Here is an 18,149-nt window from a genome sequence, read left to right as displayed (position 1 = left end):
CACTCGCTCCGTATCGGCTGCGTGTCTCCTGTCAACTGCGAGCCTACGTGACCCCACCGACAACGACAGCGGCCCGATCCCACGAGGTGCGGCACGGCCGCGTCGTAGGACCGTACAGTCCCCCGCGACGCGGCCGTCCGTGCGCACCTTCAGTGCGCTCCGGTGCCGGTCAGGGACCGCACCTCCAACTCCGCGTACTTGCCGGCGTCCGGGACCTCCTTCGACAGCAGGGTGCCCACGACGCCGAGCAGGAAGCCGACCGGGATGGAGATGATCCCGGGGTTCTCCAGCGGGAACCAGTGGAAGTCGGCACCGGGGAACATCGAGGACTCCTTGCCGGAGACCACCGGCGAGAACAGCACCAGGCCGACCGCCGTGACCAGGCCTCCGTAGATCGACCACAGGGCGCCCGAGGTGGTGAACCGCTTCCAGAACAGGCTGTAGAGGATGGTCGGCAGGTTGGCGGAGGCGGCCACCGCGAAGGCGAGGGCCACCAGGCCGGCCACGTTCATGTCGCGGGCCAGGGCGCCGAGGAGGATCGAGACGGCACCGATGCCCACGGTCGCGTAGCGGGCCGCCCTGACCTCCTGCTTCTCGGTGGCCTGACCCTTCCTGATGACGTTGGCGTAGATGTCGTGGGCGAAGGACGAGGACGAGGCCAGGGTCAGGCCCGCGACGACCGCGAGGATGGTGGCGAAGGCGACCGCCGAGATGGTGGCGAGCAGGACTGCTCCCCAGTCGGAGTGGAGGCCGCCCAGGTGCAGCGCCAGGAGGGGGGCCGCGGTGTTGCCCGCCTTGTTGGAGCCGGTGATCTCGTCAGGTTTGATCAGTGCGGCCGCTCCGAAGCCGAGGGCGAGGGTCATCAGGTAGAAGGTGCCGATCAGGCCGATCGCCCAGAAGACCGACTTACGGGCGGCTCTGGCGGTGGGGACCGTGTAGAAGCGGATCAGGATGTGCGGCAGGCCGGCGGTGCCGAGGACCAGGGCGATGCCGAGCGAGAGGAAGTCCAGCTTGGTGGTGCCGGTGGCGCCGTACTTCAGGCCTGGCTCCAGGAACGCCGAGCCCTTGCCGCTGTTGGCGGCGGCCTTCCCCAGCAGGTCCGAGACGTTGAAGTCGAACTTGAGCAGCACCAGGAAGGTCAGCAGCAGGGCGCCCGCGATCAGCAGCACCGCCTTGACCATCTGGACCCAGGTGGTGCCCTTCATGCCGCCGATGGTGACGTACACGATCATCAGGACGCCGACCAGGGCGACGATGCCGATCTTGCCGCCGTCGCTGGTGATGCCCAGCAGCAGCGAGACGAGGACGCCGGCGCCCGCCATCTGGGCCAGCAGGTAGAAGATCGACACGACGATCGTGGAGGTGCCGGCGGCCGTGCGGACGGGGCGCTGGCGCATCCGGTAGGCCAGGACGTCGCCCATCGTGTAGCGGCCGGAGTTGCGCAGCGGCTCGGCGACCAGGAGCAGGGCGACGAGCCAGGCGACGAGGAAGCCGATGGAGTACAGGAAGCCGTCGTAGCCGAACAGGGCGATGGCGCCGGCGATGCCGAGGAACGACGCGGCGGACATGTAGTCGCCGGAGACGGCCAGTCCGTTCTGGAAGCCGGTGAACTGCCGTCCGCCGGCGTAGAAGTCGGCGGCGTCCTTGGTCTGCCGGCCGGCCCAGACGGTGATGACGAGGGTCGCGGCGACGAACACCGCGAACAGGGTGATGATCAGGGTCCGGTGCTCGCTCGCCTCACCGGCGGCCAGCAGGGTGCGCGATGCCCGGCCGGTGGCCGACAGGGTGTGCTGTGCGGGGCTCATGCGCCGCCCTCCATCCGGGATTTGATGGCCTCGGCGCGCGGGTCCAGCTCGGCGGCGGCGTGCCGCGCGTACCACCAGGCGATGAGGAACGTGGTGAGGAACTGGGCGAGGCCCAGGACGAGAGCCACGTTGATGTTGCCGGCCAGCTTGGTGCCCATGAAGCCGCCCGCGTAGTTGGACAGCAGGACGTACAGCAGGTACCAGGTGATGAAGGCGATGGTGAGGGGGAAGGCGAAGGAGCGGTGGGCGCGGCGCAGTTCACCGAACTCCGCGCTCTGCTGTACCTCGGTGAACTCCTCGGTGGAGGGAAGTGGGGTCCCCGGTGTCGTGGGGGGCGGTGTCTCGGTGGCCACGGAGTCTCCTCGGGTGACGGACCTGCGCGTTGCCTGACTCGGCTGGACGGGCGCCAGGTGACCGGATGCCACGTCGCGCCTTGCTTCTCGTGTTCCGGGGAACCGTGATCGGGCCGGTCCCCCTGATCACGGTCACGGCGCCGCGCGCGCAGTGGTTCACGCCGGTTCCGCTCCGCGGACGCACGCGCGCGGGAGTGCGCGGGTGCGCGGCTTCCGGGCGGCACGCGTCGGGCTCTTCCGGAGACCGGGTGCGGCAGATAACTTCGGCCTGCACCATCCGTCATGTACCTGCCCAACCCGTGCCCCGGGGGGGGTTCCGCACCCGGATGATGTGGAGATCCCATGGCCCATCTGCGTTCCGGACGCCGGCTCGCACTCGCCGTGCCGGTTCTCGACGTGCTGCGCGCGGTCGGTCGACCGCCGCCAGGGCGGCGCCTCGCCGCACCACCCGCACGACCCGCTCGTAATTCGAACGAACTGGAGAGAACCGACCCATGACCGCGTTCAAGCCACGCCGCCGTCGCGCCGTCGCCCTCCCGGCCGGGATGGCCCTCGCCACGGCACTGGCGTTCCTGCCCGGCACCACCGCGTCCGCCGCCGGGGGCGCCCCGGTGTCCGCCGCCGACGGGCCCGTACTCAGCTATGTCGTCAACGTCGGCCCGGGGCACGGTGTCGCGCACCGCGTGCGGAAGGCGATCGCCGAGGCCGGGGGCTCGGTGGTGATCTCCTACGACCGGATCGGCGTGATCGTCGCCCACTCCGCCGACCCCGGGTTCGCCGAGGCCATACGCACGGTGCGCGGGGTCGACTCGGCCGGTGCCACGCGCAACGCGCCGCTGCCCGCCCAGTCCACCACCGACGTCGGCACGCCGAAGGTGCTCGGCGCCGAGGAGGCCGCCGAGGCGGGCGCCCGGGCGGCAGACGGCCAGGACCCGCTGGAGCCGCTCCAGTGGGACCTGCCGGCCATCAAGGCGGACAAGGCGCACGAGAAGACCCTCGGCAGCCGCGACGTCACGGTCGCCGTCATCGACACGGGCGTCGACGACACCCACCCGGACATCGCGCCCAACTTCGACCGCGAGGCGTCCGCCGACTGCGTGCCGGGCAGGCCGGACACGACGGACGGCGCCTGGCGGCCGAGCGCGTCGGAGAGCCCGCACGGCACGCACGTGGCGGGCGAGATCGCGGCGGCGAAGAACGGCGTGGGCGTCACGGGTGTGGCACCGGGCGTCAGGGTCGCCGGCATCAAGGTCGGCAATCCGGGCGGGTACTTCTACACGGAGGCCGTGGTCTGCGGCTTCGTGTGGGCGGCCGAACACCACGTCGACGTGACCAACAACAGCTATTACACCGACCCGTGGTACTTCAACTGCACCACCGACCCGGACCAGAGGGCGCTGGTGGACGCCGTGACCCGGGCCTCGCGGTACGCGGAGAAGAAGGGCACGGTCAACATCGCGGCCGCGGGCAACGAGCGCTACGACCTCGCGTCCCGTTCGATCACCGACCCGGTCTCCCCCAACGACGGCACGCCCTCCCAGCGGGTGATCGATCCGCACACGTGCTACGACATACCGACCCAGCTGCCGGGTGTCGTGACGGTCGCGGCGACGGGCGCCAAGGGCCTGAAGTCCTCCTTCTCCAACTACGGCCTCGGCGTGATCGACATCGCCGCGCCCGGCGGCGACTCGACGGCCTACCAGGCGCCGCGTCCCCCGGCGACCAGCGGCCTCGTCCTGGGCCCGCTGCCCGGCGGCAAGTGGGGCTACATGGCGGGTACGTCCATGGCGACACCGCATGTCGCCGGGGTCGCCGCATTGATCAAGTCAACCCATCCGCACGCCTCCGCGGCCCTCGTCAAGGCACTGCTGTACGCGGAGGCCGACACGGCGCCGTGCACGGACCCGTACGACATCGACGGGGACGGCAAGGTGGACGCGGTGTGCGAGGGGACGAAGAACCACAACGGCTTCTACGGCTGGGGGACGGCGGACGCGCTGGCCGCCGTGACGAGGTAGGTCCCCCCGGCTCAATATATGGATTCAATCAATACTGCATAGTGCAGTCATGACTGCAATCAACTATGCATGGTCCGCCCTGGGCGGTGACCCCGCCCGGCTCGCACGGCTCACCACCGTCGCGCGGGAAGGCGTGCTCCCGGCCCGCCTTCCCGTACGGCACCTGGCCCGCGCGTGCGTGGGCGCGTGCGCGCTGGCCGCGGCGGAGCTGGCGGCCGGCCGGGCCCGCCTCGGCGAGGTGCCGGGCGTCCGGGTCGACGACGGCGCGGTCGCGGCCGCCTTCCACAGCGAGCGCCTCCTGCGGGTCGACGGACGGGCACCGGTCCTCTTCGCGCCGCTGTCCCGATTCTGGCGGACGGCCGACGGCTGGGTGCGCACCCATGCCAACTACCCGCACCACCGGGTGCGGCTGCTCCGCGCGCTGGATCTGCCGCACGACGCCCCGGTGGAGAAGGTCGCCGCCCGGCTCGCCTCGATGTCCGCCCTGGAGGCGGAGGACGCGGTCGGCGGGGCGGGCGGCCTCGCGGTGGCCCTGCGTACGCCCGCGCAGTGGCAGGCGCACGAGCAGGCGGCCGAGGTGGCCCTGCGGCCGCTTGTCGAGCGCGAGCGGCTGGACGCGGCACGCACGCGCGTACTCCCCCCGCTCGATCCGGCCACCGCTCCCCTGCTGCCCGCCGCCGGACTGCGCGTGCTGGATCTGACCCGGGTCCTGGCGGGCCCGGTCGCCACCCGCACACTCGCGCTGCTCGGCGCGGACGTGCTGCGTGTGGACGCCCCATGGCTGCCGGAACTCCCGGACCAGCACGCCGACACGGGCTTCGGGAAACGCTCCGCGGCGCTCGATCTGGCGGTCGGCCGGGACACCTTCGAGGACCTGCTGGGCGCGGCCGACGTCGTGGTCACCGGGTACCGGCCCGGCGCCCTGGACCGGTTCGGGCTCTCCCCGCGGGAACTGGCCGCGCGGCGCCCCGGCCTGATCGTGGCGCAGGTGTCGGCGTGGGGCGCGTACGGGCCGTGGGGCGGGCGGCGCGGCTTCGACAGCCTGGTGCAGGCCGCCACCGGCATCGCGGTGACCGAGGGCTCGGCCGGGGAGCCGGGTGCGCTGCCCGCGCAGGCCCTGGACCACGGCACCGGTTATCTGCTGGCGGCGGCCGTGCTGCGGGCGCTGACCGAGCAGTCGTACGAAGGCGGGAGCCGGCTGGTCCGGCTGGCGCTGGCCCGGACCGCCCACTGGCTGGCGGCCGGCATCGGCCCGGCCCCGGCCGAGGGGGCACCGTACCCGGGCCCGGAGGCCTGGCTGACCAGGACCGACGGCCCCCTGAGCCGACTGCGGCACGCCGGCCCGGCCGTGTCCTTCGCGGGCGGCCCCACCGCTTGGACCCGGCCCCCGGGCCCCTGGGGCTCGGACCCGGCCCGCTGGCGGTGACGCCACGGGCGGCCTGGGCACTGCCCGGTTCGCTGTCGTGGTCCCCGTCAGCGGGCGTCGATGCCTGCGGGGCTTGGGACGGCGGCCCCCTCAGGGTCCGGCCCCTGGGTCGGCCCCGGCCCCAGGCCGTGGCGCCCTGGCGGTCCTGGCGTTGCCCGGAGCACCCTTGCGGTCTCCGTCAGCGGGCGTCGGCGCTCTCGGGGGTTCGCAGCACAGTCGGCAGGGAGGGCGGGCCGTCTCGCGGCCTACGCCCACAGGTCGCTGCCGGGCATGGCGGGTGCCGCTTGCGGAGGAGGCTCGTACGGTGGCCTCGGAGGGTGGCCGAGCGCACTTCGGCACGCCCTCGGCTGTCCCGGCACTCGCTGGGAGGCGCTGCCGGCCGGTCCCGCCGCGTGACCGTCACACGCCCGCTGCGCCCAGCAGGCTCCCCGCCGCGTACGTCACGCCCATCGCCAGCACGCCGCCCGCCACGTTGCGCAGTACCGCGCGCCCCGGGTCCGCCGCGCCGAGGCGGGCGCTGCTCCAGCCGGTGAGGACGAGCGCGGCCAGTACGCAGGCCACGGTGACCGGGAGCCGCTGACTCGCCGGCGGCAGCACGATGGCCAGCAGCGGCAGCAGGGCGCCCACGGTGAAGGCCAGGAAGCTCGCCCAGGCCGCGTGCCAGGGGTTGGTCAGCTCGTCGGGGTCGATGCCCAGCTCCACGCGCGCGTGGGCTCTCAACGCGTCCCGCGCGGTGAGCTGCTCGGCGGCCTCGCGGGCCACCTGCCGGGACAGGCCACGCGCCTCCAGCAGCTCGGTCAGCTCCTCCAGTTCGGCCTCCGGCTGCTCGCGCAGCTCCCGGCGCTCCACGGCCAGCGCCGCCATCTCCGAGTCGCGCTGGGTGGAGACGGAGACGTACTCACCGGCCGCCATCGACATGGAACCGGCCAGCAGGCCGGCCAGTCCGGCGGTCAGCAGGGCGGCTCGGCTCCCGGTCGCCCCGGCCACGCCGACGACCAGGCCCGCGGTGGAGACGATGCCGTCGTTCGCGCCCAGCACGGCGGCCCGGAGCCAGTTCAGCCGGGAGCCGAGCGCGCCGCCGTGGGTCTCGTCGTGGGTGGGTTCCGTCACAGCACGGAGGATGCCATCCGGAGGGTCGCGGCGGCCGCACCGACGCTCCTGCCGATGTCGTCCCACCATGCCGTCGCCCGCGCAGCAGGCCCAGCGGTGTCCGGCGGGGGCCGGCGACGACCGGTGAACGCCGGCGGGACCCTGCCGGAGTGCCGGACCGATTCTTTGCGGCGGCTCCGCAACCCGGCGAACGGGTGGAGGAGTTCGCCGGGGTACGGGCCAACCGGCGACCGGGCTACGGGGCTACGGGGCTACGGGGCTACGCACTGAGGGATCATACGGGGCATACCGTCCCCGACCGGGCGCGGCCCTCGGGATGGCGGGCCGGCGGGAGGCCGCGGGGGCGCCGGTGTCCGGGCGGGTGAAGGCGTCGCCGCTGAGCACGTGTTGCGGGCGGCCGGTACACGGCCGCGTACGGCGCCGCCCGGACCGCCGGCGGCCGGGGGCCCGGCGGTGGTGCCGGGGCGCGCCGTGGGCGCGAACCGAACTCGACGGGGCGTGAGCGGTGTTGCGGCAAGCGCGCGGGAGGCGGGTGAGCCCGTGCGGCCCGGCCGGTACCTGACGGAGGGCACTGTCAGTCGTGGCCCGTATCCTCAGGGACCATGCTCGAAGACCATGCGACCGCAGTGTCCTCCCCCACCCCGTGGCCGGCCGCGTATCCGCGGGGATACGCGGTCGTTGACGTGGAGACCACCGGCCTGGCCCGGGACGACCGCATCATCTCCGCGGCCGTGTACCGGCTGGACGGGCGCGGCGAGGTCGAGGACCACTGGTACACGCTGGTCAACCCGGAGCGCGATCCGGGGCCGGTGTGGATACACGGTCTGACGAGTGACGTGCTGGAGGGTGCGCCGCTGTTCGGGGACATCGCCGAGGAGTTCGCCGCCCGCCTGGACGGCCGGGTCCTCGTGGCGCACAACGCCGTCTTCGACTGGCAGATGATCGCCCGCGAGTACGCGCGCGTGCGGCGCGAGGCACCGGTGCGGCAACGGCTGTGCACCATCGCGCTCTCCAAGGAGCTGGGCCTGCCGCTGCCCAACCACAAGCTGGAGTCGCTGGCCGCGCACTTCGGGGTGGTGCAGCAGCGGGCGCACCACGCCCTGGACGACGCGCGCGTGCTGGCGGAGGCGTTCCGGCCCAGCCTGCGGGCCGCGGCGGTGGGCGGCGTACGGCTGCCGCTGCTGGAGTGCCGGCCGCTGACCGAGTGGTCGGACCGGTCCGTGCCCCGGCAGGCGTCGGGCGGCTACGGCGGCTACCCGTCCGGCAGTTGGCGCCCCTCCCGTAAACGCCCGGTATGCCCGCATCCCAATCCGGGCCGCTACGAAGAGGGCAAACGCCTCAAACAGGGCATGCGCGTAGCCTTTTCGGGTGACACGTCCACCGAGCGCGAACTGCTGGAGGACCGGGCCGTGGAGGCCGGACTGCACGTCGCCACCAGCATCTCCCGGCTGACCAGCCTCCTGGTGACCAACGACCCCGACTCGGGCACCTCGAAGACGGTCAAGGCCCGGCAGTACGGCACGCCGGTCGTGGACGAGGCCGCGTTCGGGCAGCTGCTCGGCGACGTCGAGCCCGCCGACGGGTGAACCGGGCGGCGGGTCCGCCGGTGAACCTTCGCCCCGGCGGGTCACCGTACGAACGGGTGATTGCCGCACGACTCACCCGGCGCCGGCTCGCCCGCGCATCGGCGACGGCTCACCCTGTGGACCATGGCGACATGTGAAGTCTGCGGCAATGACTACGGAATGACCTTCGAGGTGCACGCGCAGGGCGCGGTGCACGTCTTCGACTGCTTCTCCTGCGCGATCCACCGTATGGCCCCGATCTGCGAGCACTGCCGCGTGCAGATCATCGGCCAGGGTGTCGAGGTCGACGGGCACTGGTTCTGCGGCGCGCACTGCGCCCGCGCCGAGGGAAACGCGGGCATCGTCGACCGGGTGTGACCCGGTACCCCCCTGATTGCACCCCGCGGCCCGGAGGTACCGTCGTGGGGTGCACCGCTACCGCTTCCTGTTGTCCCGCCAGTGGGTGATCCTCACCCTCGTCGCGATCGCGCTGATCCCGACGATGATCAAGCTGGGTTTCTGGCAGCAGCACCGGTACCAGGAGCGCACCGCCCGCAACGACCTGGTCTCCGCCGCACTGCACGCCGAACCGGTCCCGGTGGAGCGGCTCACGTCTCCCGGGCACGCCGTGACCCGCACGGAGAAGTACCGCACGGTCACCGCCACCGGAACCTTCGACACCGCCAGGCAGGTCGTGGTCCGGCGCCGCACCAGCGCCGACGGCGAGGTCGGCTTCCACGTCCTGACCCCCCTGGTGCTCACGGACGGCAAGGTGCTGCTCGTCAACCGCGGCTGGATCCCCGCGGACGGCGTGCAGACCGCGTTCCCGAAGATCCCCGCCCCGCCGGCCGGCCGGACCACGATCACCGGACGGCTGAAGGCCGACGAGACCACCGCGGCGAGCGGCATCAAGAACGTCAAGGGTCTCCCCGACCGGCAGATCATGCTGATCAACAGCGCGGAGGAGGCGCACCGTCTGGGCGCGCGGGTACTCGGCGGCTACGTCGAGCAGACCGCGCCCGGGGCGAAGGGCGGCTCCCCCGAGCAGATCTCCGACCCGGGCAGCGAGGACGCCCCGCTGAACTACGCGTACATGATCCAGTGGTGGCTGTTCGCGGCGGCCGTACCGGTCGGCTGGTGGTTCCTGGTCCGGCGTGAGATCCGCGACCGGGAGGAGGCCGCGGCCGAGCGGGAGCCGGAGGAGAGCCAGCCGGCCACGGTCTGAGGCGCACACCGCCCCACCGGGCTCGCCGCCCCGGGGCACCCGGCCCCCGGGTCCTCCGGCCACGAGGTCACGAGGCTCCCCGCCGACGGACTCTCCGGCCCCCGGCCGCGGGCTCCCCGGCCACCGGGGCGCTGCCGGCGCCGTCGGTTGCCGGGAAGTCTCACCCCGGTGGCGCATCCCTGGTTGGCTCCCTGGTCCACCGGGAAACCGCATCCCGTGAACGCGCGCATCGAGGACTACGCCCTCATCGGCGACGAGCAGAGCGCGGCCCTGATCGGGCGGGACGGCTCCGTCGACTGGCTGTGCCTGCCCCGTTTCGACTCCGGCGCCTGCTTCGCACGGCTGCTGGGCGACGACAACCACGGCCACTGGCGGATCGCCCCCGAGGGGGCGGACGTCTGCACCCGCCGCGCCTACCGGTCCGACACCCTCGTCCTCGACACCGAGTGGGAGACCGCCGACGGCACGGTGCGGGTCACCGACGTGATGCCGCATCGCGGGCGCGCCCCCGACGTCGTACGGATCGTGGAGGGCCTCAGCGGCCGGGTCACCGTCCGCAGCACGCTCCGCCTCCGCTTCGACTACGGCTCGGTCATGCCGTGGATGCGGCGCGTGGACGGCCACCGGGTGGCCGTCGCGGGCCCGGACTCCGTCTGGCTGCGCACCGAGCCGGCCGTGGACGCCTGGGGCGAGGACCACGCGACCCACGCGCGGTTCACCGTCGAGGAGGGCGAACGGATCGCGTTCGTGCTCACCTGGCACCCCTCGTACGAGAAGCGGCCGCCGCTCGTCGACCCGTACGAGGCGCTGGAGCACAGCGTCGCCGACTGGCGGCGGTGGGCGCGGCGGTGCCGGTACGACGGCCCCCACCGCGACGCGGTCGTCCGTTCCCTGATCACCCTCAAAGCCCTCACCTACGCCCCGACCGGCGGGATCGTCGCCGCGGCGACCACGTCACTGCCCGAGCAGCCGGGCGGGGTGCGCAACTGGGACTACCGCTACTGCTGGCTGCGCGACTCCACCCTCACCCTCGGCGCGCTGCTCACCGCGGGCTACCACGAGGAGGCCGAGGCCTGGCGGAACTGGCTGCTGCGCGCGGTCGCCGGCGACCCGGCCGACCTCCAGATCATGTACGGCGTCGCGGGTGAGCGGCGGCTGCCGGAGACGGACCTGCCGTGGCTGCCCGGCTTCGCCGGCTCCTCCCCCGTACGGACCGGCAACGGCGCCGTCGACCAGCTCCAGCTGGACGTGTACGGCGAGGTGATGGACTCGCTCTCGCTGGCCCGCGGCGCGGGCCTGCCCACGAAGCCGCACATGTGGGCCATCCAGCGTGCGCTGATGGAGTACCTGGAGTCGGCGTGGCGGCAGCCGGACGAGGGTCTGTGGGAGGTGCGCGGCGGCCGGCGCCACTTCGTGCACTCCAAGGTGATGGTGTGGGTGGCCTTCGACCGGGCCGTGCGCACCTTGGAGCGGCACCCCGAGCTGCGCGGCGACGTGGAGCGCTGGCGCGGCCTGCGCGACGAGGTCCACCGGGAGGTGTGCGAGAAGGGCTTCGACCGGGAGCGGAACACCTTCACCCAGTACTACGGCTCCCGCGGACTCGACGCCGCGCTGCTGCTCATCCCCCGTGTCGGATTCCTGCCGCCGGACGACCCGCGGGTCGTCGGCACGGTCGACGCGATCCGCGGCGAACTCGGGCACGGCGGGTTCCTGCGCCGCTACGACACCGAGGACGCGAGCTCGCGGATCGACGGGCTGCCCGGTGCCGAGGGCGCCTTCCTGGCGTGCTCGTTCTGGCTGGCCGACGCGCTGCACCTGACCGGCCGGACGAAGGAGGCGCGGGAGCTGTTCGACCGGCTGGTGGGCCTGTGCAACGACGTGGGGCTGCTGGCCGAGGAGTACGACCCGGTGGACGGCCGCCAGCTGGGCAACTACCCGCAGGCGTTCAGCCACATCGGCCTGGTCAACACCGCCCTCACCCTGTTCGGGGGCGACGAGGCAGGATAGGGCCCATGGATCTTGGACTGAAGGACCGGGTGTACGTCGTCACCGGAGCCACCCGCGGGCTGGGCAACGCCGCCGCGCGGGAACTCCTCGCCGACGGGGCGAAGGTGGTCATCACCGGCCGGGACGAACAGCGGGTCGCCGACGCCGCCGCCGCGCTGGGCCCGAACGCGGTGGGCGTGGCCGTGGACAACGCCGACCCGGACGCCGCCGAGCGGCTGATCGCCGCCGCGCGTGAGCACTTCGGCGGCTTCCACGGGGTGCTGGTGAGCGTGGGCGGGCCGGCGCCGGGGTTCGTCGCCGACAACACCGACGAGCAGTGGCGCGGCGCGTTCGAGTCGGTGTTCCTCGGCGCGGTACGCGTCGCCCGCGCGGCGGCGGCCGAGCTGGCCGCGGGCGGGGTCATCGGGTTCGTGCTGTCGGGGTCGGTGTACGAGCCCATCCCGGGGCTGACCATCTCCAACGGGCTGCGGCCCGGGCTCGCCGGGTTCGCCAAGTCGCTCGCGGACGAGCTGGGGCCGCGGGGGATCCGCGTGGTGGGGGTGCTGCCGTCGCGGATCGACACGGACCGCGTGCGCGAGCTGGACGCCCTGTCCGCGGACCCCGGGGCCACCCGGCGGGCGAACGAGTCACGCATCCCGCTGCGCCGTTACGGCACTCCGGAGGAGTTCGGCAGGGTGGCCGCGTTCCTGCTGTCCCCGGCCGCGTCCTATCTGACCGGCCTCATGGTGCCCGTCGACGGGGGCATGATGCACGGGTTCTAGTCGACCGACGCCTGGCGGACCGCCGGACCGTGTGTGCGGCCCGGCGGACCGGGCGGCCCCGTGGAGGAACTGTCTGCGGACCGGGCGGCCCTACGGGAGCCGGCTGCGCTCCGGGGCGGCCGTGCGGGCGGGAGCGGCGACGGAGCGGGCGCCGTGAGGAAGCCGGCGGCAGGCCGTGCGGTGCCGGCGGCGGTGGTGCGACCGGCACGCGCGCGTGGGGTTATTCGCCGAGGCCGGCCAGGTCGCGCAGACGGCGGGTCTGTGCGGCGCGCTCGGCGGCGCGCTGGGTGTCGTAGTCCCGGCCCTGCGCGCCCCGCACCAGGGCCTTGGTCTCCACCACGGCGTCCCGGGGCGCGGCCAGCACCGCCGCGGCCAGGTCCCGTGCCGCCGCGTCGAGTTCCGCCGCGGGCACGGCGAGGTTGGCCAGGCCGCTCGTCACCGCCTCCTCGGCCCCGACGAACCGTCCGGTCAAACACATCTCGAGCGCGCGGCCGTATCCGACGAGGCTCACCAGCGGGTGGGTGCCGGTCAGGTCGGGGACGAGTCCGAGGCTGGTCTCACGCATGGCGAACTGGACGTCGTCGGCGACGACCCGGAGGTCGCACCCGAGCGCGAGCTGGAAGCCGGCGCCGATGGCATGGCCCTGGACGGCCGCGATGGACACGATGTCGTTCCGCCGCCACCAGGTGAACGCCTCCTGGTACTCGGCGATGGTGGCGTCGAGCCCGGCGTCGTCACGGCGCGCGAGTTCCATGAAGGACGGCTCTCCCGGGATTCCCTCCGGGGTGAACATCTGCCGGTCCAGCCCGGCGGAGAAGGACTTGCCCTCGCCGCGCAGCACGACGCCCCGGACGGAGCCCGGCAGCAGCTGACCGGCCTCGGCGAGCGCCCGCCACAGAGCGGGGCTCTGGGCGTTGCGCTTGGCCGCGTTGGTCAGCGTCACCGTGGCGAGTGCGTCGTCGACGGTGAGCCGTACGCCGTCCTTGTCGAGTACAGGAGTAAGGTCCTGGTCGGGCGAAGCCATGGGGCGCCTCCGGTGGGTGCGGTCAGCAGAGCAGAGCTAAGTGACTGCACAGTAACCACCCGGCCGATCAATCCGCCGACCGGGTGGCCACCATCGAAGCCGATGGGCCGCCCGGCGTCAGGACGTCGCGGCCTTCTTGCCCCGGGTCGCCCCGCCGCGTCCACGCAGCGTGACGCCCGATTCACTGAGCATCCGGTGCACGAAGCCATACGAGCGGCCGGTCTCCTCGGCCAGCGCCCGGATGCTCGCACCGGAGTCGTACTTCTTCTTCAGGTCTGCCGCGAGCTTGTCGCGCGCGGCGCCGGTCACCCGGCTGCCCTTCTTCAGAGTCTCGGCCACCCGTGCCTCCTCATGGGAAGTGCGCTCTGGTTCTCCTCATGATCACCCCTTCCGGGCCTGATGGCCACCCATTCGGCAAGGTCCGTGCGACATCGTTGTGACGACAGGAGTCGGTCCCCACAATCGGAATCGAGTATTCCGCCCGGGGGTGTCCGTGGGTCCGAACGGGTGGATTCACGAAGCAGCAGGTCAGAGACGCGAACGGCCGATCCCCCGACTGCCGGGGGATCGGCCGGAAAATCCGTGTACGACACACCTCGATACGAGGAGATCTCACACAGATGGTGGATCACGGATCGGCCGAATGATCCATACTCAGTGGATCAGTCTTTCGATCACGCCAGGGCGACGAGATCCGCGTAGTCGGAACCCCACAGGTCCTCTACGCCGTCCGGGAGCAGGATGATTCGCTCCGGCTGGAGCGCCTCGACGGCGCCCTCGTCGTGGGTGACCAGGACGACCGCGCCCTTGTAGGTGCGCAGGGCGCCGAGGATCTCCTCCCGGCTGGCCGGGTCGAGGTTGTTGGTCGGCTCGTCCAGGAGCAGCACGTTCGCCGAGGAGACGACGAGCGTGGCGAGGGCCAGCCGGGTCTTCTCACCGCCGGAGAGGACACCGGCGGGCTTGTCGACGTCGTCGCCGGAGAAGAGGAACGAGCCGAGCACCTTGCGGACCTCGACCAGATCCATGTCGGGGGCGGCCGAGCGCATGTTCTCCAGGACCGTGCGGTCGGGGTCCAGGGTCTCGTGCTCCTGCGCGTAGTAGCCGAGCTTGAGGCCGTGGCCGGGGACGACCTCGCCGGTGTCGGGCCGCTCCACGCCCCCCAGCAGACGCAGCAGCGTAGTCTTGCCGGCGCCGTTGAGGCCGAGGATGACGACGCGGGAGCCCCGGTCGATGGCCAGGTCGACGTCGGTGAAGATCTCCAGCGAGCCGTACGACTTCGACAGGCCCTCGGCCATCAGCGGGGTCTTGCCGCAGGGCGAGGGATCGGGGAAGCGCAGCTTGGCGACCTTGTCGGACTGGCGGACCGCTTCCAGGCCGGACAGCAGCTTGTCCGCTCGGCGGGCCATGTTCTGCGCGGCGACCGTCTTGGTGGCCTTGGCGCGCATCTTGTCGGCCTGCGTGTGCAGCGCGGCGGCCTTCTTCTCGGCGTTGGCGCGCTCGCGCTTGCGGCGTTTCTCGTCGGCCTCGCGCTGCTGCTGGTAGAGCTTCCAGCCCATGTTGTAGACGTCGATCTGGGAGCGGTTGGCGTCCAGGTAGAACACCTTGTTGACGACCGTCTCGACCAGGTCGACGTCGTGGGAGATCACGATGAAGCCGCCGCGGTAGGTCTTCAGGTAGTCGCGCAGCCAGACGATCGAGTCCGCGTCGAGGTGGTTGGTCGGCTCGTCGAGCAGCAGGGTGTCCGCGTCCGAGAACAGGATCCGGGCCAGCTCGATACGGCGGCGCTGACCGCCGGAGAGGGTGTGCAGCGGCTGGCCCAGCACCCGGTCGGGCAGGTTCAGCGCGGCGGCGATGGTGGCGGCCTCGGCCTCGGCGGAGTACCCGCCCTTGGTGAGGAACTCCGTCTCCTGGCGCTCGTACTGCCTGAGGGCCTTCTCGCGGGTGGTGCCCTGGCCGTTGGCGATGCGCTGCTCGTTGTCGCGCATCTTGCGGATCAGCACGTCGAGGCCTCGAGCGGACAGGATGCGGTCGCGGGCGAGGACGTCCAGGTCACCGGTGCGGGGGTCCTGCGGCAGGTAGCCGACCTCGCCGGAGCGGGTGATCGTGCCGCCGGCGGGGACCCCCTCACCGGCCAGGCACTTGGTGAGGGTGGTCTTGCCGGCGCCGTTGCGGCCGACGAGACCGATGCGGTCGCCCTTGGCGACACGAAAGCTGGCGTTCTCGAGGAGGACGCGCGCACCGGCGCGCAGCTCGATACCGGAGGCGGAGATCACGGACAGACTCCAGGGCGTACGGGATTGACGGGTGGGCGGCTGCGGACGTTCCCGCCGTCTAATGCGCGAGGAGAATGGCCATGGGCCAAGTCTAACGGGGCCGGGCAAGCGGTTTTCTTCTACGCCCGCGGGCGCGGACCCCGGCGCGGGGGATCGTCGCCGAGCGGGTCGCGGCCCGGGGTGATCCGGCCCCGGTCGTCCAGGGCGACGAGCTGCCCGGTCCAGGCGGTGTGCGCGTACGGCTGGGCGGGCAGCGGGGCCGCGCCCCGCCGTACGGCGGGATGCGGCCGGCAGAGGCAGCCCCGGTGACCGGGCGGCACCCGGCGCGGGTCGCCGTCCACGACGCGGAGACGCGGTACGGGACAAGGCCCGGAGCCTGGATCGGGCGCGGGCGTAGCCGGGTCCGGGACCGCGACCGGGGCGGGGGTGCCGGGCTCCGGCGGGGCCGGTACGTCGCCCGTCCGGGCCCGGGCGGCGGTGGCGCGCGAGCCGCTCGGCCGGGGTGTTGTCGGTGACGCCTGCCACACTCGGAGGCACCGGAAGCGAGGCGCGAAGGAGTGGTCGGCATGGCGGGCACGGGTGGCGCACGGCCGGGCATCTGCCCCACGCTGCTGTACGCCGACGCGAAGGGGGCGATCAGACAGCTGACGGAGGCCCTCGGCTTCACCGAGCTGTCGGTGTACGAGACGGCGGACGGCACGGTGCTGCACGCCGAGCTGGTCCAGGGCAACGGCGCGGTGATGATCGGCTCCAGAGGCCGTGGCGGGGTCTTCGACACAGCGCTGAGAGACGGCGGGCCCGCCGGGGTGTACGTCGTGGTGGACGATGTGGACGCCCACCACGAGCGGGCCGTGGCGCACGGCGTGGAGATCCTGATGCCGCCGACGGACCAGGAGTACGGCTCGCGGGACTACCTGGCGCGGGACGGCGAGGGCAACGTCTGGAGCTTCGGCACGTACGCCCCCGAGATCGGCGTCTGACCCGGCTCCGCGCCGCTCACCGGCCGGTGTGCACCTGGAACGCGGCCCGGCGCACGGCCTTGGCCAGGGCCGGGTCGGGGTGGGCGGCGGCGAGCGCGACCAGGACCTGCACCGTGCGGGGGTGGCCGACGGCGCGGACCTCGTCGAGCAGCTGGGGGACGGTGGGCTGCACCGCGGACTCCAGATGCCGGACCAGCATCGGCGCCTCGCCGTGGTCGGCGACGGCGGCGGCGGTGTCCACCCACAGCCAGGTGGCCTCCTCGCGGGTGAGGACCTCGTGGGCGTCCTCGGGGTCGACGCCGTCGTGCTCGGCGAGCCACAGCAGGGCGTACGGCCGCAGGGCGGGCTCCTCCACGACGGCTCGCACCTCGGGCTCGGCGGGGGCGCCGACGACGCGCAGCGCCTCGAAGGCCAGGCCGCGCAGCAGGGCGTCGTCGCCGCGGGCGGCGTGGATCAGCTCGGTGACGGCGCTGCCGACGGGGCGGGCGGCGAGCCAGGCGCGGTACTCGGCGCGGGCCGCGTTCGGGCGGAGCTGCGCGCAGCCGCGGAGCATGTCCTCGGCCGGCTGCTCGATGTTGCCGGCGGGGCTCTGCGCGGCCACGCAGATCTGCTCCAGCTTGACCCACACCGCCCAGCTGCCCAGCGGGGTGAGGGTGGCCTGGCCGGCGCCGTAGGTGAGGGCGCCGACGGAGGCGAGGGCCCGCAGCGCCCAGTCGAGGAGCGGGGCGAGGGGGGCGTCGGCGGGGGCCGGTTCCGCCGGGGCGGGAGGTCCGGCGGGCCGGCCGGTGCCGGGCTCGTAGGAGACCTCACAGCGTTCGGTGCGCAGTTCGGTGACCCGCTGCCGGAGCAGGTCGAGCAGCTGCTCGACCGGGACGGGACCGGCGGACAGCTGGAGGAGGGAGAGCACCTGGGGCATGGCCGAGACGACCTCGGCGACGGCGGCGGCCTCGTGCCCGTCGGGTTCCGGGCAGGCGAGCGACCAGGCGTCGAAGAGGGCGACCCAGCCGCGCAGGACGGCGCTGTCGTCGCGGTCCCACGCGCGCAGGCGCCAGCCGGGGCGCGCGTCGTCGCCGTGCACCTCGACGAGCCCGGCGAGGCGGGCGGTGTCCCAGTCGGCGCGGATCTGACCGGGGCTCAGTCCCAGATCTGCGGCGGCGCGTTCAGCGGTGGCCTCGGAGAGGGTGGCCTTGCCGTCGGCGGTGGCGCCGTCCCGGCCGGGGCCGAGGGCGGCGTCCGCCCAGCGGGCCACGCGGACCGCGCCGGCCAGACCGGTGCGGGCCATTCCGGCCAGTTCGGCGGGTGCGGGCGTGCCCTCCGGCGGCCGGGGTGCGGCGCGGCGCGGGCGCCGCTGGTTCACAGCTCTGGGGGCGGCGGCCAGGGGTCGTGGTCGGACGAGGCGGAGCCTGGAGTCGCGCGGGATACGGGACGTCACGGGTGCAGTCTTCCGGTTGATGGTCCGAAAACCCAAACGGAATGTCACGGGGGGCGACGGGGGTGGCCAACGCACAGGGTGACAGGGCGGTCGGGAGGACATGTTCCGGCCAGTCGTACGGCCACAAGCGGAACGGTTCGGGCCGGGGCGGGCCACGCCCCGGCGCCGGG

16 protein-coding genes are annotated in these 18,149 nt (G+C 73.3%); 8 read left to right on the top strand and 8 right to left on the bottom strand.

The features are described from left to right. Positions 1 to 149: 149 nt before the first annotated feature. Both ACGFT1_RS24080 and ACGFT1_RS24075 read right to left on the bottom strand, forming a co-directional pair. Complete coding sequence (locus tag ACGFT1_RS24080; RefSeq protein WP_373911018.1) at positions 150 to 1,805, bottom strand: cation acetate symporter; 1,656 nt, start codon at positions 1,803 to 1,805, stop codon at positions 150 to 152. After that, positions 1,802 to 2,158, bottom strand: coding sequence for a DUF485 domain-containing protein (locus ACGFT1_RS24075; RefSeq protein WP_373911017.1), 357 nt, complete (start codon positions 2,156 to 2,158; stop codon positions 1,802 to 1,804). The genes ACGFT1_RS24080 and ACGFT1_RS24075 overlap by 4 nt, the downstream gene beginning before the upstream one ends. Before the next feature lie 494 nt (positions 2,159 to 2,652). Between ACGFT1_RS24075 and ACGFT1_RS24070 the strand changes: the two genes are divergently transcribed. After that, complete coding sequence (locus tag ACGFT1_RS24070; protein ID WP_373911016.1) at positions 2,653 to 4,176, top strand: S8 family serine peptidase; 1,524 nt, start codon at positions 2,653 to 2,655, stop codon at positions 4,174 to 4,176. 49 nt (positions 4,177 to 4,225) lie between these two features. Continuing rightward, positions 4,226 to 5,602, top strand: coding sequence for a CoA transferase (locus ACGFT1_RS24065; RefSeq protein WP_373911015.1), 1,377 nt, complete (start codon positions 4,226 to 4,228; stop codon positions 5,600 to 5,602). Positions 5,603 to 6,001: 399 nt separating this feature from the next. On the opposite strand, the gene ACGFT1_RS24060 is transcribed toward ACGFT1_RS24065, so the two are convergent. Then, a complete protein-coding gene (locus ACGFT1_RS24060) occupies positions 6,002 to 6,712 on the bottom strand; it encodes a VIT family protein (RefSeq protein WP_356823259.1) in 711 nt (236 codons plus the stop codon). A 602-nt stretch (positions 6,713 to 7,314) separates the two neighbouring features. Between ACGFT1_RS24060 and ACGFT1_RS24055 the strand changes: the two genes are divergently transcribed. The 5 genes from ACGFT1_RS24055 to ACGFT1_RS24035 all read left to right on the top strand — a co-directional run bounded on the left by ACGFT1_RS24055 (position 7,315) and on the right by ACGFT1_RS24035 (position 12,270). Continuing rightward, positions 7,315 to 8,298: a DEDDh family exonuclease gene (locus tag ACGFT1_RS24055; RefSeq protein WP_373911014.1), complete on the top strand. Its 984-nt coding sequence runs from the start codon at positions 7,315 to 7,317 to the stop codon at positions 8,296 to 8,298. 123 nt (positions 8,299 to 8,421) lie between these two features. Further along, entirely contained in the window at positions 8,422 to 8,655 is a 234-nt protein-coding gene (locus ACGFT1_RS24050; RefSeq protein WP_361995067.1) for a hypothetical protein, read from the top strand. Positions 8,656 to 8,704: 49 nt separating this feature from the next. Beyond that, positions 8,705 to 9,502 carry an SURF1 family protein gene (locus tag ACGFT1_RS24045; protein ID WP_373911013.1) on the top strand — a complete coding sequence of 266 codons (798 nt, stop codon included), beginning with the start codon at positions 8,705 to 8,707 and terminating at the stop codon, positions 9,500 to 9,502. Between the two features lie 216 nt (positions 9,503 to 9,718). After that, positions 9,719 to 11,509, top strand: coding sequence for a glycoside hydrolase family 15 protein (locus tag ACGFT1_RS24040; protein ID WP_373911012.1), 1,791 nt, complete (start codon positions 9,719 to 9,721; stop codon positions 11,507 to 11,509). 5 nt (positions 11,510 to 11,514) lie between these two features. After that, entirely contained in the window at positions 11,515 to 12,270 is a 756-nt protein-coding gene (locus ACGFT1_RS24035; RefSeq protein ID WP_373911011.1) for an SDR family oxidoreductase, read from the top strand. Positions 12,271 to 12,490: 220 nt separating this feature from the next. On the opposite strand, the gene ACGFT1_RS24030 is transcribed toward ACGFT1_RS24035, so the two are convergent. The 4 genes from ACGFT1_RS24030 to ACGFT1_RS24015 all read right to left on the bottom strand — a co-directional run bounded on the left by ACGFT1_RS24030 (position 12,491) and on the right by ACGFT1_RS24015 (position 15,908). Then, positions 12,491 to 13,294, bottom strand: coding sequence for an enoyl-CoA hydratase/isomerase family protein (locus ACGFT1_RS24030; RefSeq protein ID WP_373911010.1), 804 nt, complete (start codon positions 13,292 to 13,294; stop codon positions 12,491 to 12,493). 117 nt (positions 13,295 to 13,411) lie between these two features. Then, positions 13,412 to 13,633, bottom strand: coding sequence for a helix-turn-helix domain-containing protein (locus ACGFT1_RS24025; protein ID WP_010355597.1), 222 nt, complete (start codon positions 13,631 to 13,633; stop codon positions 13,412 to 13,414). A gap of 335 nt (positions 13,634 to 13,968) precedes the next feature. Continuing rightward, entirely contained in the window at positions 13,969 to 15,567 is a 1,599-nt protein-coding gene (locus ACGFT1_RS24020) for an ABC-F family ATP-binding cassette domain-containing protein (RefSeq protein WP_373911009.1), read from the bottom strand. A 119-nt stretch (positions 15,568 to 15,686) separates the two neighbouring features. Next, on the bottom strand, positions 15,687 to 15,908 hold the full coding sequence (locus ACGFT1_RS24015) for a hypothetical protein (RefSeq protein WP_373911008.1): 222 nt from the start codon (positions 15,906 to 15,908) through the stop codon (positions 15,687 to 15,689). A 225-nt stretch (positions 15,909 to 16,133) separates the two neighbouring features. Here ACGFT1_RS24015 and ACGFT1_RS24010 point away from each other — a divergent pair, with 225 nt between their 5' ends. Beyond that, a complete protein-coding gene (locus tag ACGFT1_RS24010; protein ID WP_373911007.1) occupies positions 16,134 to 16,547 on the top strand; it encodes a VOC family protein in 414 nt (137 codons plus the stop codon). A 16-nt stretch (positions 16,548 to 16,563) separates the two neighbouring features. On the opposite strand, the gene ACGFT1_RS24005 is transcribed toward ACGFT1_RS24010, so the two are convergent. Next, complete coding sequence (locus ACGFT1_RS24005) at positions 16,564 to 17,979, bottom strand: hypothetical protein (RefSeq protein ID WP_373911006.1); 1,416 nt, start codon at positions 17,977 to 17,979, stop codon at positions 16,564 to 16,566. Between the last annotated feature and the right edge of the window lie 170 nt (positions 17,980 to 18,149).

Source organism: Streptomyces sp. Y20, from assembly GCF_043195475.1.
GTDB lineage: Bacteria > Actinomycetota > Actinomycetes > Streptomycetales > Streptomycetaceae > Streptomyces.
Note: the sequence above shows the minus strand (reverse complement) of the source record. Positions and strands in the feature narration are given on the sequence as shown.